The following is a 15,741-nucleotide window of genomic DNA, read 5'->3' as shown; positions in this document are numbered from 1 at the left end:
GGATCCAGCCATGTGGGACTACAGCGAAAAAGTTTTGGAACTCTTCTACCACCCCAAAAACCAAGGGCCAATGGATCCCAGCTCCGAGCCTGGTGTTCGGGTGGTGGTGGGAGAAGTGGGCAGCATCACCTGCGGCGATGCCCTGCGGCTCTACTTAAAGGTGGACGAGGCCAGCGAGCGCATCTTGGCTGCCAGCTTCCAAACCTTCGGCTGCACCAGCGCCATTGCCTCTTCCTCGGCCCTGACGGAGCTAATCACCGGCCTCACCCTGGATGAAGCCCTGCAGATCGACAACCGCCAGATCGCCGATTACCTGGGCGGCTTGCCCCCCGCCAAGATGCACTGCTCGGTGATGGGGCAAGAGGCTCTGGAGGCAGCCATCTACAGCTATCGCGGCCTTCCTCTGCCTGACCACACGGATGATGACAGCGCCTTGGTCTGCTCCTGCTTTGGCGTCAGCGAGCAAAAGATCCGCCGCTTGATCCGGGAAAACCACCTCACCTCCGCTGAGGAAGTAACAGCCTACAGCAAAGCGGGTGGTGGCTGTGGTTCCTGCCTGGCCCAGATTGAAGACCTGATCGCCGCTGTTCTGGCCGAGACTGACGCAACCCCTTCAGAAGATTCAAGAAATTCAAAAGGGAACTCCCAAAACCAGACAGAGCCCTCTCCTGCTGCTCCCCCTCCTGTCTCGGCCACAGCGACACCCCCTCCCCTCACCACCTTGCAAAAGATCGCCCGCATTCAGGCCGTCCTGGAGGAGGAAGTTCGCCCGCTGCTGTTGGCCGATGGCGGCGATGTGGAGCTGTACGACCTGGAAGGGGATCAGGTGTGGGTACGCCTCAAGGGATCCTGCACCGCCTGCCCCAGCCAGCAAAACACCCTGCGGTTGCTCATCGAAACCCGCCTGCAAGAACAGGTGTGGCCCACCTTAACCGTGCATGCCCTCTAGTTCCCCATTCTCGATAAGCCTGAGAGCCCTATGATCTGCCCCACTGTTACTCCCCGTCGCTTCCCCCATCTCCTGCCTCGATTCGGGAGAGCCCCACCGTTCAACCGGTTTGCTTTTGGATTCCAAGGGATCCAAGGCTGCCTTCCCGCGAGCTGAAATCCTTTGCAGTAAGGATCCCGTCTCGCTAATGCGACCAGTTGCGCCCATTGGCAAGAGATTTCTAACCCTTAAGTCGCCCTCAAGTCTTTCCTCAAGTCTTCATTAGGAGAACTGAACCATGAGACAAATTGCATTCTACGGCAAAGGCGGTATCGGCAAATCCACCACCTGTCAGAATACCGTTGCCGGTATGGCCGAATTGGGACAGCGGATCATGATCGTCGGCTGCGACCCGAAGGCCGATTCCACCCGCCTCATGTTGCACTGCAAAGCCCAGACCACCGTCCTTCACCTGGCGGCTGAGCGGGGATCCGTAGAAGACGTGGAGCTGGAAGAAGTGGTGCTCACCGGCTACCGAGGGGTGCGCTGCGTGGAATCCGGTGGCCCCGAGCCTGGTGTTGGCTGTGCCGGACGAGGCATCATCACCGCCATCAATTTCTTGGAAGAAAACGGTGCCTACGAGGATCTGGACTTTGTCTGCTACGACGTGCTGGGGGACGTGGTCTGCGGCGGTTTTGCCATGCCCATTCGGGAGGGCAAGGCCCAAGAGATCTACATTGTTTGCTCCGGCGAAATGATGGCCATGTATGCGGCCAACAACATCGCCCGCGGCGTGCTGAAATACGCCTACTCTGGCGGCGTGCGTTTGGGTGGCCTGATCTGCAACAGCCGCAAGGTGGATCGCGAGATCGAGCTGATCGAAGCTCTGGCCGAAAAGCTGAACACCAAGATGCTGCACTTCATCCCCCGCGACAATGTGGTTCAGCACGCAGAATTGCGCCGCATGACGGTGATCGAGTACTCCCCCGACTGCAACCAAGCTGACGAGTATCGGGCCTTGGCCAAAAAGATCATCAACAACACGGATCTGAGGATCCCCACCCCCATCTCTATGGATGAGCTGGAGCAGTTGTTGATAGAGTTCGGCGTTTTGGACGACGACCAGAAAATCGCCCACCTCATCGGCAAAACCGAAAAAGAGTTGGCCCCTGTCTGATCCCCGAAAAGACGGGCTGGGGGTAGCTGGTTTCCTCCCTCAGCCCCCCTTCGCACTGTGGCTTTTATCCATGACACCCAATAGCTGAGGTTCTCATGACTACTCTGAAAAGTACCCTCAAAGAGGAAACTCGGAAAATCGTAACGGAGGTTCTGGAAACCTACCCCGAAAAAGCTCAGAAAAAGAGAGCTAAGCACCTCAACGTCTATGACGAGGGCAAAGCAGATTGCGGAGTAAAATCTAACATTAAATCCATCCCCGGCGTCATGACCACTCGCGGCTGTGCCTATGCCGGTTCCAAAGGAGTGGTGTGGGGGCCGGTCAAAGACATGATCCACCTCAGCCACGGCCCCGTGGGCTGCGGCTACTACTCCTGGTCGGGACGGCGCAATTACTACGTGGGAATCACCGGGGTGAACACCTTCGGCACCATGCAGTTCACCTCCGATTTTCAGGAGCGAGATGTGGTGTTTGGGGGGGACAAAAAACTGGCCAAACTCTTGGTAGAAGCCAGCGAACTCTTCCCCTTGGCCAAAGGCATTACCATCCAATCCGAATGCCCCGTCGGCTTGATCGGGGATGACATCGAGGCAGTGGCCAAGAGAGTTTCCAAAGAAATTGGCAAGCCGGTGGTACCGGTGCGCTGCGAGGGCTTTCGGGGGGTTTCCCAGTCCCTGGGCCACCACATCGCCAACGATACGGTGCGGGACTGGGTTTTGCCCATTGCTGACAAGAAAGCCAAGGAGGGATCCCTCAACTTTGAGCCCGGCCCTTATGATGTGGCCCTGATTGGGGACTACAACATCGGCGGCGACGCTTGGTCTTCCCGGATTTTGCTGGAAGAGATGGGCCTGCGGGTAGTGACCCAGTTCTCCGGCGATGGCACCTGGAACGAGATGTTGCTTGCCCCCCGGGTAAAGCTGAATCTCATCCACTGCTACCGCTCCATGAACTACATCTGCCGCCACATGGAGGAAGCCTACGGGATCCCCTGGCTGGAGTTCAACTTCTTTGGCCCCACCCAAATTGCCAAATCCCTGCGGGCCATCGCCCAGCGGTTTGACGAGACCATCCAGGCCAAGGCAGAGCAGGTGATCGCCAAGTACAAGCCCCAGAGCGAGGCCATCATTGCCAAGTACCGTCCCCGCCTGGAGGGCAAGCGGGTGATGCTGATGGTGGGCGGACTGCGGCCCCGCCACGTCATCCCGGCCTTCCGGGAGCTGGGCATGGAGGTGATTGCCACCGGCTACGAATTCGGCCACGGCGACGACTACAAGCGCACCACCCAGTACATCGACGATGGCACCCTCATCTACGATGACGTGTCCGGCTACGAGTTTGAAGAATTTGCCAAGAGGTTGAAGCCAGATCTCATCGCCTCCGGCATCAAGGAGAAGTACGTCTTTCAAAAGATGGCTTTGCCCTTCCGCCAGATGCACTCTTGGGACTACTCCGGCCCCTACCACGGCTACGACGGCTTTGCCGTGTTCGCTCGCGATATGGATTTGGCTTTGAATAGCCCCACCTGGGATCTGGTCAAAGCCCCCTGGAAATCCTAGCTTGCCGCCGGGATCCCAGACGCCAACGGCCCTTCCTTCCCCTGCCCCTCATTAGGAGACCGACCATGCCGCAAGATATCCAAGACATCAAAGATCATGCCCGCCTGTTTCAAGATCCGGAATATCAGGCGCTTCTGCAGTGCAAGCAAACCTTTGAAGATCTCCCTTCCCCGGAAGAAGTGGCCCGGGTGGCCGAATGGACAAAATCTTGGGAATACCGGGAGAAAAACTTTCAGCGGGAAGCTTTGACGATAAACCCTGCCAAAGCCTGCCAACCCTTGGGGGCCATCTTCGCCGCTGTCGGCTTCGAGGGAACTCTGCCCTTTGTCCATGGATCCCAGGGGTGTGTGGCCTATTTTCGCACCCATCTCACCCGCCACTTTAAGGAGCCCTTTTCGGCGGTCTCCACCTCGATGACGGAAGATGCGGCGGTGTTTGGCGGCCTCAAAAACCTAATCGAGGGACTGGAAAATGCCTACGCCCTCTACAAGCCCAAGATGATCGCCGTGTGCACCACCTGCATGGCGGAGGTGATCGGGGATGACCTGGGGGCCTTCATCACCACGGCCAGAAATGAGGGAGTGATTTCCCGCGACTTCCCGGTGCCCTATGCCCACACGCCAAGCTTTGTGGGATCCCACATCACCGGCTATGACAACATGCTCAAGGCCATTCTCAGCACCCTCACCGAGCCGGTGGGCCGCACGGGTAGCAATGGCTACATCAACGTCATCCCCGGTTTCGATACCTACATGGGCAACTTGCGGGAGATCAAGCGCATCTTCGGCTTATTCGGGATCCCGCTGACTTTGCTGGCGGACAACTCCGACTATTTGGATTCGCCCAACGACGGCACTTTCCACATGTATCCCGGCGGAACCCCTCTGGAGGTGGCCGCCCAATGCTTGAACGCCGAGGCTACTTTTTCCTTCCAGCGCTACACCACGCCCAAGACCCTGGAGTTTCTAGCAGAGGCCTCGGGTCGGCCCACCCTGACGGCGCGGCCAGTGGGTATTCGGGGCACGGATGAGTTTTTGATGCAGCTATCCCAGTTAACGGGCAAGCCCATTCCCGCCGAGCTGGAGATCGAACGGGGCCGGGCGGTGGATGCTTTCACGGACTCCCAAGCGTGGATCCACGGCAAGCGGGTAGCCCTGTATGGGGATCCGGATCTGGTGATGGGCTTGCTCAGCCTGTTGCTGGAGCTGGGAGCGGAGCCGATCCATGTGGTGGTGACCAACAGCAACGAGGAGTTCGAAGCCGAGGCGCGGGCACTGCTGGCCTCCAGTCCCTATGGACAGGGGGCAACCGTCTGGGGGGGCAAGGATCTCTGGCATCTGCGCTCTCTGATGTTCACCGAGCCGGTGGATCTGCTGATCGGCAATTCCTACGGCAAATACCTGTGGCGGGATACGGGCACACCTTTGGTGCGCATCGGCTACCCCATCTTCGACCGCCACCACCTGCATCGCTATCCCACCTATGGCTATGTGGGGGCGCTCAACCTCCTTAACTGGATTGTCAACACCATTCTGGATGAGGCAGATCGGCGCAGCATCATCCCCGGCAAAACCGACATCTCCTTCGACTTAATTCGTTGATGGCCAGAGCAGCGGGATCCCAAAGGCCGGACTTTGTCGGACTTTGTCAAGGATCCCCTGCTCCAAAGACTCCACCCCGCTAAGAGGAACAGCCAAGCCTTACAGGAATCTGATGAATTCTGCGGCAACTTGGTTGAGCTTTCTACCCTGGACATGATTGCCCTGACGCAACCGGGGTCCCGCTAGCGGTGCGGAGCACCATCGACGGTTACCGATTGCCTAGGCGGGCCGTAGGTCTTGGAGGATGGATCCCATGAATTCCTCTATCACCATCAACGACACCACCCTACGCGATGGGGAGCAAGCGGCAGGGGTAGCCTTCCAAATCCCCGAGAAAATCTCCATTGCTGCCCTCTTGGATGCCATTGGCGTGCCCGAGATCGAGGTGGGGATCCCGGCCATGGGCGCCGTGGAAACGGAAGCCATTCGCGCCATGCTCAGCCTGGGGCTGCGGGCCCACCTGCTGGGGTGGAACCGGGCTGTGCCCAGCGATATCCTCGCCTCTATTCGTTGCGGCCTCAAGCGGATCCACATCTCCGTGCCGGTCTCGGATCGGCAAATCGCTGCCAAGTTCCAAGGGGATCGCCCTCGGCTGCTGCGACAGTTGCGCCAATGCGTGGAGATGGCCTTGGAGCAAGGGCTGTGGGTCTCGGTGGGGGCAGAAGATGCCAGCCGCACCCCCCTGGAGCAGGTGATCGAGTTGGCCCAAATGGCCCAAAGCTGGGGCTGTCGGCGCTTCCGCTACTGCGATACGGTGGGCATTTTGGATCCCTTTAGCACCTACAAGCAGATTCGCCGTCTGGTGCAGGCCATCGATATCCCTGTGGAGATGCACACCCACGACGACCTGGGCATGGCCACTGCCAATGCCTTAGCCGGGATCCGCGCCGGCGCTCAGTCGGTGAACACCACCGTCAACGGCCTGGGGGAACGGGCCGGCAATGCCCCCTTGGAAGAGGTGGTGATGGCTCTGCGCTGCACCTTGGGGATCGATGTTGGGGTGGATACCCGCCGTTTGCGGGAGCTGTCTCAACAGGTGGCGCGGGCCAGCGGTGCTCCCCTACCTCCCTGGAAGGCCATCGTCGGTGACAACGCCTTTGCCCACGAGTCGGGCATTCATGCGGCGGGAGTGCTGCGGGATCCCCAGACCTATGAGCCTTTCCCACCAGAAGCCGTGGGCGGCCAGCGGCGGCTGGTGTTGGGCAAACACTCCGGCCGGCATTTGCTGCTGCAAATCCTCAAGGAACAGGGGATCCCTGTCGAGCAGATCCCACCTGGCCAACTGGAAAAGCTCCTGGAACAGGTGCGGCAGCACGTCACCCACTGCAAGCATCCGATCCCACCGGCGGAACTGGCCCGTTATTGCCGCGCAACGCTGACGCAATGGGCGCAACACACTCCAGAACCCATCCCAGAGGAGAGCCATCCCGATGTTGTCTAACCGCTTGTCCGGAAAGGAAACTTCCAAATCTCAGGCCATTTTGGCAGCCGTGTCTCGACGGGCGCGCCAAGTAGGCCGCAGCCTAACCCGCCAAGAGCTTTGTCAGGTGCTGGCAGAAATCACAGGAGGTACCCCATGAGCGACGAACTGGAGCTGGATCGCCCTCCCCAATTTGAGCTGGGCGACAAAGTCCGCATCCGTAAGGTCATCCGCAACGATGGCACCTTCTTCGGCCAGCCGGTGGGGAAAATCTTGGCCGTTCCGGGCGACGAAGGTTACGTGATTTCCATTGGCACCTTTCTACAACGGTTTTACGTCTATGCCGTCCACTGCTTGGCCAAAGGCTTGGTGGTGGGGTGCCGTGCCCAAGAGCTGGAACTTGTGGAGAAAGGGCTATGAAAGTCATCCTGCACGAAAGTGCCTACGGGCATTTGATGGTCTACGTTCCCAAAAAAGATCTGGAAGAATCGGTTGTGGCCACCCGTTCAGAGGCCGGGGAAACCATTTTCACCTTGAGCAACGGTTGGGAATTGTCCATCCCGGAGCTGCCGGAGCCTTTGTCTCTGCCCAAGACGGTAGAGGCCAAACGCCTCTAGCCAACGGTTGGCTGAACAATTCAAGCAATTCTATTCCTATCGGCTCATCCCCGAAAGGGCTGAGAGAATGGGTTGAACTCAGCTCCAACAAGCTCTAGATACCCATGAAAAGGGTTGGATTCCCCGTTACTTTGTATGGACAACCGGCCCATATGGGGAGATGGCTTTTCATCCTCCAGGGGCTCCTGGTTCTTCTTTGCTTGGGAACCGTCTATTCCTGGAGCATTTTCCGCAAGCCCCTGGAAACAGAGCTGGGGATTGGGGCCAGTGAGAGCCTGCTGCCCTACACGGTTGCCCTCGTGTTCTACGCTACCCTCATGCCCATCACAGGGTTTGTCATCCCCCGCTGGGGATCCCGCCGAGTACTGGCTCTGGGGGGCAGCTTGGTGGGTTTGGGCTATGGGCTGGCTAGCTTTGCCCCTTCTATTGGGTGGATCACCCTCTGCTATGGGGTGATTGCCGGTAGCGGAGTAGGGGTTGCCTATGGGGTGCCGATGGCCGTGGCAGCCCGTTGGTTTCCCGATTGCAAGGGATTGGCCGTGGGATCCACCATTGTCGGCTTTGGCCTATCCCCCCTGCTCACTGCTCCCCTGGCCAACTGCTTGATCGAGGCACTGGGGGCTCGGCCTACGCTGCTGATTTTGGGGATCCTCTTTGCAGCGGTGATCTTGGGGATCGCAACCCAACTGAGATTTCCTCCCCCCGATTGGATCCCTTCCTCACCTTTTCCAAGAAAATCCACGAATGGCCCAGATCGCTCTCCGTTGACTTCTCGGCGCTCTCTCCCTCTGCTGAGAAACCCCTCCTTCTATGGCCTGTGGATCTGCTACGCCATCGGCACTCTGATCGGTTTAAGCGCCATTGGGATTTCTGGTCCTGTGGGGGAAGAGCTGATCGGCCTGGATCCCCCTGCGGCTGCCAACAGCGTGGCTCTCTTCGCCATTTTCAACGGGCTCAGCCGTCCTCTGTTTGGCTGGTTGGCCGATCGATTACATCCCCATCAGGTCACTACGGGCTCCTATGGGCTGATCCTGCTGGCCTGTGGGCTAATGCTCCTGCCTCCTCAGGGATCCCTTCTGGCCTACTGGGTAACTTTTTCCTTGCTTTGGTTTTGCCTGGGGGGGTGGCTGGCCATGGCTCCCGCCCTGACCCTGCGCTTGTTTGATCCCGAACGCTACGCCCAGAACTACGGCATTGTGTTTACCGCCTATGGAGTTGGGGCCTTGGTGGGAACGATGATCGCGGGGCAAATTCGCGATAGGCTGGGCAGCTATAGCTATACCTTTTATGGGATGGCCGCCTTGGCGGTGGTGGGGATCTGGGTGGCCAACGCTTTTTTGAAGGAGAAGCGGAAGTTAACGCGGCAGGGATCCCATAAGTAGAGGCAGCAATCTGGCGCTAGGCACTGCTAGCGCGAGCGGCGATTTCATACTCCCCACTGCAAGGCTGAGTGAACCAACTTAAAGACTTGCCCCCCCACGGCGAGCAGTTTGGTAGAGTAGTACGGCTATTGCCGACAGATTGGGATCGTGGCGGAATGGTAGACGCTACGGACTTAAAATCCGTTGTTCCTCAAGAACGTGAGGGTTCGAGTCCCTCCGATCCCATTATCCCCTGATCCCTGTCTGTTCCAGCACATTCAGCAAGTCCGGGATCCGAACCCAGGCATCTTCTCGATCCAAATCGGGGCTGGAAAGAAGAGCCACCAAAGCCGGATCGCAAACAGGCGCCACCAAGGGGAAATACCTTAACCCTGCCACCTGAGCAATACTCCAAAAATAGGGAAGCACTGCATTGCTGGGCAAGATCTCGATGACGGTGGTGCCGGGTGGACAAAAGGCGAGGTTGGTCAGGCCCGCCCCGTGGATCCCGATCACTGCCTCTGCCCCTTGCATTAGGGCTATTTGCTCGGGAAGAGAGAGGGTTTCCATCTGCACCGGTACAAATCCCCAGGGGCGCAAGCAGGCCAGCACCTCCGCTTCGTTGATCACCCGCCGCCAGCGGGCAGAGCGACGGCTGATGTAAATCCGCCGCGGTTGTAAGGGGTCAATGGATAAACTCGGCTGGGCCAGTTGCCGCAGCACCTCCAATCCCCTAGGCGTCAAACACCCCACCGGAGCGCCTGCTGAGGGCACGATCAGGTTCTGGGCTTGCAGATGGGATCCCCCCAACTGCTCAAAGCTGAGGATGCGCTCGGCTGGGATCCCCAAAGCAGCCAAGCTCTGCACCTGAAAGGGCTTTCTTTGATACCCGTGGATCAAGATGGGGATGTCCTTTTCCAGGGCGCCCGACCGCTGCAGGATATCGAGGGCCGGCAGAATATCCACCATCCAGTGAAAGTAATTAACTGCCCCCAAGGGCAAAAGGGCAACGGGGCCATCCAGTGGGATCGGTGGGGGGAGATGGGGCAAGCCCAGCAGGGGGTGGTGTCGCAGGTGATCTGGCCTGTAGTCCCAGTCGAGGAACTCCGGCGGCGGCAAGCTCAGGGATAGATCGGCGAGCAATTCTCCCCGGCGGGTGAGCACCCCGCTGGCAAAGCTGGCGTAGAGGTGGCGGGGATAGTGGCCCACGTGGACGGATCCTCGGGGGATCTGGGCGACAAAGGTCTCTGCCAAGGGGATGCGCTGCGGGCGCAGCTTTTGCAAAATGGCGGGATCAGCCGCAGGGGGCGCTTTTAGACAGAGAACCCCCCCTGGATCCAGCAGTTGGTAGTCCCCTTCGCCCGTGGCCTGATGCCACTGTCGGGTGGTGAGGTAGCCTTGGGTTGGCACTGGCCAGAAGTCAGTTGTAGGGGGAGTGCTCTGGGAAAAGGAGTCTGCTGGAGGGGCAACGCCTTCTGGAGCCCAACGCTGCCGCCAAGCCGAATACAGGAAATCGGGGATCCTCGCAGATCCCTCTCCCCTGCATGCCTGCTCCAGTCCAGATCGCAGAGGGCTTTCTCCGCCGCTGCCCTCGCACCACGCCTGCACCCAATTCCGTTCCGCTGCCACCGCTCGGCAAACCTTCTCCCAAGCCGCCTCAGGGTGAGCCAACCGCACTTCCGCTTCCGCCCAGTAGCTGTAGAGCTGCGCTGTCCCGGTGCCCCGCGCCTCAGCCGCCTGGAAACACCCCACAGCCTGAACTGGATCCTGCAGATCCAGCCACGCCAGGCCCATCTGTACCCAGGGATCCCCCCACTCAGGGCGCAGCCGCGCAGCCTCCTGCAGAGGGGAAATCGCCTCTCGCAAACGGCCCAGCTTCATCAGGGCCAAGCCCCAGCGCCAAAAACTCTCTGCCGCCGTCGGATCCTGCTGGCAAGCCCGCTCAAACCACTCCGCTGCCGCAGCCCACAGCCGGCTCCGCTCTTGGGTCAGGCCAATGCGGTGAGCAGCCAAAGCCTGGCCAGAAGACAGCTCCAGCTGTCCATCCCCCAACTCCAGAAGCTGCCGATACAGAGCTGCTGCCTGCGGCCAATGGCCCTTCTCCCACAGGCTTTCCGCCAAAGCCTGCAAGCTCCTCAGCAGGTGGTAGACGGCCTCGGATTCGGCCACCCCCCCCGCTTGCAGCATTGCCAAGCCCTCTTGCCACACCAGCTGCGCCTCCAGTTCCCGACCCAGCAGGAGATAGGCGGCTCCCAGCTCCCAATACAGCTCTGGAGAGGGGGATCCCTGCTCGAGCTGTTGCTGTAAAACCTGGGTAACGCGTTCGTAATGTCCCTGCTCCCAATCCTCAAGGAGAAAAGCGGAAGACAACAGATGGGAGGGTAGAGCTGGGTTGAGAGCCATGTCTTTGTGGATGAGAAACAGTGTTACAAACTGCAACAACCTCCCCACTCTGGGCCCGTGCCCCTAGTATTCTAGGCTTGGCTTCCCCCTCAGGGATCGGGCATCGATCCTTCTCAGCTTAGAGAGGGATGCTCCTCCAGTCGTGGGTCAGCCTCTTCACCCCCTTCGATGGCACTGTCCTCGGCCTTTGTCGGCAGTTTTTTCGATCAAAACGGAGTTTAAAAGATCGATGGGTATCAACGTATCCGCTGGCGCAGTCGTTTCCAACCCCCGTCTCTACCAAACCGTGCCTGTATCGACCATCTCCCAGGCGGAACAGCAGGATCGCTATCTGGGACGCACCGAGCTGGATCGCCTCGAGGACTTTTTCTCCAGCGGCCTGAAACGGCTAGAGATTGCCGAGGTCATTGCGGCCAATTCGGAAATCATCGTCAGCCGGGCAGCCAACCGCATCTTCACAGGGGGCTCGCCCATGGCCTATCTGGAGCGGCCAGAAGCGACCCAAGACGAGAAAGAAGCCTTCAAGCTGGGTACTGCCTTCTACGTGGAATCCACCGGCGGATTCATTGAGGCCATCCGCAACATCTTTAGCGCCAGCGGTGTGGAGATTCCCCCCAATTTCCGCCCCATCAACATCTCCCGCTACGGAGCTGCCAACATGCGCAAATCGCTACGGGATCTGAGCTGGTTTTTGCGCTACGTTACCTACGCCCTGGTGGCCGGGGATCCCAGTATCATCGCCGTCAACACGCGCGGCCTGCGGGAGATCATCGAAAATGCCTGCTCCGCCGAGGCCACCATTGTCGCCATTCAAGAGATGAAGCGGGCAGCGGCTGGCTACTTCCGCAAAGATGCCGAAGCAGTTGCCATCATCAACCAATACTTCGATGTTTTGCTGAGCGAGTTCATCGCTCCCGCCCCTTCCGACAAGCTGCGGCAGCGCAATGCCAGCACCGCCGACGGGATCCCTCTGCAAGGGCTGCAGCTACCCCAGATCTACAACTTGGCTGCCGAAAAAGTTCCCGTTTTTGCCATGAAGCCGGGGCTGTCCAACGCCGAGAAAGAAGAAGTCATCAAGGCCGCCTACCGGCAGGTGTTTGAGCGGGATATCCGCCGCGCCTACGGCCTCAAGCTTTCCGACCTGGAGTCGAAGGTGAAAAACGGCGAGATCTCCATGAAGGAGTTCATTCGCCGCCTGGGCAAATCGGAGCTGTATCGCAAGCAGTTCTACGAGCCTTACATCAACAGCCGCGTCGTGGAGCTGGCCTTCCGCCACTTCCTGGGGCGGGCTCCCGAAACCCGCGAGGAAGTGCAGACCTACTTCTCCATCATCTCCAGCAAGGGTCTGGCTGGCCTGGTGGACGCGCTGGTGGATAGCCGCGAGTACGGAGACTACTTCGGCGAAGAGACGGTACCCTACCTGCGCAAGCTGGGGGTAGAAGCGCAAACCAGCGCCAACTGGGGGGCCAAATTCGACCTCTACAACTACGCTGCCCCCCGCCGCAAGGTGCCCCAGTTCATTACCCTCTTTGCCCGCTACAACCGGCCCCTGCCGGATCAGCATGCCTATGGCTCCGGCAATGACCCGCTGGAGATCCAATTTGGGGCCATCTTCCCCAAGGAAACCCGTTCCCTCAGCGCCCGCCCTGCTCCCTTCAACAAAGATGTCAAGCGCATCCTCATCCGGCGCGGCTTTGCCCTGACCAACGAGCGCACCAATCCCAGAGCAGCAGGGGATCCCGGCAGCCTTGGCCCCAAAGTCTTCAAGCTCACCCAAACTCCCGGCGATCGCAGCCGGCGGCTAGGGGTGCGGGCGGGGATTGTTGGCAGCGAAGTCTCGACGCAAGCGGTGATCCGCGCCTGCTACCAGCAGGTGTACGGTTACATGCCCTACGAAGGCCAACGGCTAACCCGTTGGGAGATCAAGCTGGAGTCGGGGGAAATTCCCGTCAAAGAGTTTATTCGCCAACTGGCCAAGTCGGATCTCTTCCGCAACAAGTACTGGTCCAGCTTGTATGTCTGCAAAGCCATCGAGTTCATCCACCGCAAGCTACTGGGCCGACCCACCTACGGACGGCAAGAGATGAACCGCCTGTTTGACATTGCCTCCAAGCAGGGGTTCTACGCGGTGGTGGATGCCATCTTGGACGGCGAGGAGTACCAGCAGGTCTTCGGGGAAGATATCGTGCCCTACGAGCGCTACCTCACCCCCGGCGGCCTGGCGCTGCGGCGGATGCGCCCCGGCTCCACCGACATGGCAGTGACCAAGCCCATTCGCACCGACGACGACATCCCTCTCTTTGTCAAGTTGGGTCAGCCTCGGGATATGCCTTCCGGCGAGCTGGAAATCCAGCGGCGGGCCCAGCAGGGGGTGCCCAAGGTACGCCAAGAGATCCCTGTCTTCAAGCTCACCAGCCTGGCCAACAAAGCGGAAGTCAACAACCTCATCCGCGCCGCCTACCGGCAGGTCTTCGAGCGGGATATGGACATCTACAACATCAGCGCCGAGCTCAGCTCTGCCGAGTCCAAGCTGCGCAACGGCGAGATCACCGTCAAGGAGTTCATCGAGGCCCTGGGGTGTTCCGAGCTGTACCGCTCCGAGTTCTATGCCCCCTATCCCAACACCAAGGTGATCGAGCTGGGCACCAAGCACTTCCTGGGCCGTGCTCCTCTCAACCAGCAGGAGATCCGCAAGTACAACCAGATCTTGGCCACCCAGGGGGTGAAAGCCTTTGTGCGCGCCCTGCTGAACACCCAGGAGTATCGGGATCTCTTCGGCGAGGACACAGTGCCCTATCGCCGCTTCCCCACCTTGCCGGCGGCCAACTTCCCCAACACGCAGGAGCTGTACGGTCGTCTCACCAAGCAAAACCGCGAGCTGGTGGTGCCCAGCTTCAGCCCTGTGGGCAATGACCGTAGCTAGATGGGGCTCTCAACTGCTCTCTTTCTTGTGAGAGAGGGGTCGGGGGTGAGGGGAGAGACGAGTTAGCTCCACAAAGGCAGAGGAGACTGGGCTTCATAGCCCAAATGCCGTAGCGCAGCAGGGGTAACCACTCGACCCCGGGGCGTGCGCTGCAGGTAGCCGATTTGCAGCAGATAAGGCTCATACACTTCTTCAATGGTTTGGGGATCCTCACCCGTCACCGCGGCCATCGTCTCCAAGCCCACTGGCCCTCCACCGAACTGCTCCACCAGCACCGTCAGCAGCTTGCGATCGATCCAATCCAAACCCATGGGATCCACCTGGAACAGCTCCAGAGCGGCTGCTGCCACTTCTTGGCTAATGTGGCCATCCCCTCGCACCTGGGCGTAGTCTCGCACCCGCTTGAACAGGCGGTTGGCAATGCGGGGCGTGCCCCGAGAACGGCGGGCGATCTCTGCAGCCCCTTCTGGATCGGTGGAGACATTTAAGAGGCGAGCCGTGCGCAGCACGATCTGCACCAGCTCGTGAGGCTCGTAAAAGCGCAGCCGTTGCACGTGGCCAAAGCGATCCCGCAGCGGAGAAGTGAGGGCGCCAATGCGGGTTGTGGCCCCGATGAGGGTAAAGCGTTCCAAGGGCAGAGAGGTGATGCGAGCAGAGCGACCTTTGCCAATGGTGATATCAAGACGAAAATCCTCCATCGCCGGATAGAGCAATTCTTCTGTAACCTTGGGCAGGCGGTGGATCTCGTCAATAAACAACACATCCCCCCGCTTCAAGCGCACCAAATACCCGGCAATGTCGCGGGGGCTCTCCAAAGCCGGCGCGGTGGTCATGTAGAACTGGGATCCCATTTCTGCCGCCAGCACTGCTGCCACCGTGGTTTTGCCTAGACCAGGCGGGCCGTAGAACAGCAGGTGATCCAGAGGCTCTTGGCGAGCGCGGGCCGCCGCAATGGCAATGGAGAGCACTTCTTTAAGTTCCGTCTGGCCAATATATTCCGCTAGGGTGCGCGGGCGCAGGGATTCTTCCTGGGCTTCGCCAGGGTGGGCTTGCGGCTGCAACAGGGCAGAGGGATCCGCTCCCCTTTCCCCAGCAAAGCTCAACTCTCTGACTTCTTTTCTCCAGGCTGAAGACTTTTGCTGCCGCCGCTTGGGGCCCTCAGCGTTCTGGCCTGTATCCCGAGAAGAAATGATTGCCATATCCCTAAGTCACAGAGGCAATGGCCCCAATTTAACTCTAGAAAAGCTCTGGGAAAGATCACCCCAGCAAAGAGAACAAAAAAATCCCCCAGACCAAGCCGGGGGATCCACCAATGCTGTTGAAGCGTCAGGTCAGGCCATCAGCCACGCACCGCAGGCGCTACCTCCACCGCCGCCAAATCCAGCGGGAAGTTGTGCGCATTCCGCTCGTGCATCACTTCCATCCCCAGGTTGGCACGGTTCAGCACATCAGCCCACGTCCCAACCACTCGACCGTTGCTGTCCACAATCGACTGGTTGAAGTTGAACCCGTTCAGGTTGAACGCCATGATGCTGATCCCCAGCGCCGTAAACCAAATCCCAATCACCGGCCAAGCCGCCAGGAAAAAGTGCAGGCTCCGGCTGTTGTTGAACGACGCATACTGGAAAATCAACCGGCCAAAATACCCGTGCGCCGCCACAATGTTGTAGGTCTCTTCCTCTTGCCCAAACTTGTACCCCAGGTTCTGAGACTCCTCTTCCGAGGTCTCCCGAATCAGGCTCGAGGTCACCA

Annotated in this window: 12 protein-coding genes, 1 tRNA gene and 1 pseudogene; 11 read left to right on the top strand and 3 right to left on the bottom strand. The window is 59.4% G+C overall.

Annotation, left to right across the window (positions count from 1 at the left end; all coding sequences use genetic code 11):
- The first annotated feature begins 10 nt into the window (after positions 1-10).
- The 10 genes from nifU to ACVWZF_RS10640 all read left to right on the top strand — a co-directional run bounded on the left by nifU (position 11) and on the right by ACVWZF_RS10640 (position 8,909).
- Positions 11-949: a Fe-S cluster assembly protein NifU gene (gene nifU / locus ACVWZF_RS10685; RefSeq protein ID WP_457411415.1), complete on the top strand. Its 939-nt coding sequence runs from the start codon at positions 11-13 to the stop codon at positions 947-949.
- Between the two features lie 277 nt (positions 950-1,226).
- Positions 1,227-2,105 carry a nitrogenase iron protein gene (gene nifH, locus ACVWZF_RS10680; RefSeq protein ID WP_011430651.1) on the top strand — a complete coding sequence of 293 codons (879 nt, stop codon included), beginning with the start codon at positions 1,227-1,229 and terminating at the stop codon, positions 2,103-2,105.
- A 95-nt stretch (positions 2,106-2,200) separates the two neighbouring features.
- Positions 2,201-3,664: a nitrogenase molybdenum-iron protein alpha chain gene (gene nifD / locus ACVWZF_RS10675; protein ID WP_011432082.1), complete on the top strand. Its 1,464-nt coding sequence runs from the start codon at positions 2,201-2,203 to the stop codon at positions 3,662-3,664.
- A 65-nt stretch (positions 3,665-3,729) separates the two neighbouring features.
- Positions 3,730-5,265, top strand: coding sequence for a nitrogenase molybdenum-iron protein subunit beta (gene nifK / locus ACVWZF_RS10670; protein ID WP_011432083.1), 1,536 nt, complete (start codon positions 3,730-3,732; stop codon positions 5,263-5,265).
- 253 nt (positions 5,266-5,518) lie between these two features.
- Entirely contained in the window at positions 5,519-6,706 is a 1,188-nt protein-coding gene (nifV, locus tag ACVWZF_RS10665) for a homocitrate synthase (protein WP_457411413.1), read from the top strand.
- The gene (locus tag ACVWZF_RS10660) at positions 6,696-6,845 is read left to right on the top strand and encodes a hypothetical protein (protein ID WP_011432085.1); all 150 of its coding nucleotides are present in this window, start codon (positions 6,696-6,698) and stop codon (positions 6,843-6,845) included. The genes nifV and ACVWZF_RS10660 overlap by 11 nt, the downstream gene beginning before the upstream one ends.
- Entirely contained in the window at positions 6,842-7,105 is a 264-nt protein-coding gene (locus tag ACVWZF_RS10655) for a nitrogen fixation protein NifZ (protein WP_011430646.1), read from the top strand. The genes ACVWZF_RS10660 and ACVWZF_RS10655 overlap by 4 nt, the downstream gene beginning before the upstream one ends.
- On the top strand, positions 7,102-7,302 hold the full coding sequence (gene nifT, locus ACVWZF_RS10650) for a putative nitrogen fixation protein NifT (RefSeq protein WP_011430645.1): 201 nt from the start codon (positions 7,102-7,104) through the stop codon (positions 7,300-7,302). The genes ACVWZF_RS10655 and nifT overlap by 4 nt, the downstream gene beginning before the upstream one ends.
- Before the next feature lie 152 nt (positions 7,303-7,454).
- The gene (locus ACVWZF_RS10645) at positions 7,455-8,684 is read left to right on the top strand and encodes an L-lactate MFS transporter (protein ID WP_011432086.1); all 1,230 of its coding nucleotides are present in this window, start codon (positions 7,455-7,457) and stop codon (positions 8,682-8,684) included.
- A gap of 141 nt (positions 8,685-8,825) precedes the next feature.
- Positions 8,826-8,909, top strand: a tRNA-Leu gene (locus ACVWZF_RS10640).
- Here the strand turns inward: ACVWZF_RS10640 and ACVWZF_RS10635 are convergent.
- Positions 8,910-11,102, bottom strand: a complete 2,193-nt coding sequence (locus tag ACVWZF_RS10635; protein WP_238376858.1) for a glycosyltransferase 61 family protein — start codon at positions 11,100-11,102, stop codon at positions 8,910-8,912. It abuts the tRNA gene before it with no gap.
- 193 nt (positions 11,103-11,295) lie between these two features.
- Here ACVWZF_RS10635 and ACVWZF_RS10630 point away from each other — a divergent pair, with 193 nt between their 5' ends.
- On the top strand, positions 11,296-13,989 hold the full coding sequence (locus tag ACVWZF_RS10630; RefSeq protein ID WP_011432088.1) for a phycobilisome rod-core linker polypeptide: 2,694 nt from the start codon (positions 11,296-11,298) through the stop codon (positions 13,987-13,989).
- A 62-nt stretch (positions 13,990-14,051) separates the two neighbouring features.
- Here ACVWZF_RS10630 and ruvB read toward each other — a convergent pair whose 3' ends face one another.
- The gene (gene ruvB / locus ACVWZF_RS10625) at positions 14,052-15,188 is read right to left on the bottom strand and encodes a Holliday junction branch migration DNA helicase RuvB (protein ID WP_011432089.1); all 1,137 of its coding nucleotides are present in this window, start codon (positions 15,186-15,188) and stop codon (positions 14,052-14,054) included.
- 140 nt (positions 15,189-15,328) lie between these two features.
- Positions 15,329-15,741 (bottom strand): annotated as a pseudogene (locus tag ACVWZF_RS10620) (photosystem II q(b) protein); the annotation flags it as partial.

The sequence above is a fragment of the Thermostichus sp. OS-CIW-30 genome (assembly GCF_054060215.1).
Note: the sequence above shows the minus strand (reverse complement) of the source record. Positions and strands in the feature narration are given on the sequence as shown.

Coding starts and splice junctions, on each gene's coding strand:
- nifU (WP_457411415.1), top strand. CDS start 11: ATGTGGGACTACAGCGAAAAAGTTTTGGAACTCTTCTACCACCCCAAA.
- nifH (WP_011430651.1), top strand. CDS start 1,227: ATGAGACAAATTGCATTCTACGGCAAAGGCGGTATCGGCAAATCCACC.
- nifD (WP_011432082.1), top strand. CDS start 2,201: ATGACTACTCTGAAAAGTACCCTCAAAGAGGAAACTCGGAAAATCGTA.
- nifK (WP_011432083.1), top strand. CDS start 3,730: ATGCCGCAAGATATCCAAGACATCAAAGATCATGCCCGCCTGTTTCAA.
- nifV (WP_457411413.1), top strand. CDS start 5,519: ATGAATTCCTCTATCACCATCAACGACACCACCCTACGCGATGGGGAG.
- ACVWZF_RS10660 (WP_011432085.1), top strand. CDS start 6,696: ATGTTGTCTAACCGCTTGTCCGGAAAGGAAACTTCCAAATCTCAGGCC.
- ACVWZF_RS10655 (WP_011430646.1), top strand. CDS start 6,842: ATGAGCGACGAACTGGAGCTGGATCGCCCTCCCCAATTTGAGCTGGGC.
- nifT (WP_011430645.1), top strand. CDS start 7,102: ATGAAAGTCATCCTGCACGAAAGTGCCTACGGGCATTTGATGGTCTAC.
- ACVWZF_RS10645 (WP_011432086.1), top strand. CDS start 7,455: ATGGGGAGATGGCTTTTCATCCTCCAGGGGCTCCTGGTTCTTCTTTGC.
- ACVWZF_RS10630 (WP_011432088.1), top strand. CDS start 11,296: ATGGGTATCAACGTATCCGCTGGCGCAGTCGTTTCCAACCCCCGTCTC.
- ruvB (WP_011432089.1), bottom strand. CDS start 15,188: ATGGCAATCATTTCTTCTCGGGATACAGGCCAGAACGCTGAGGGCCCC.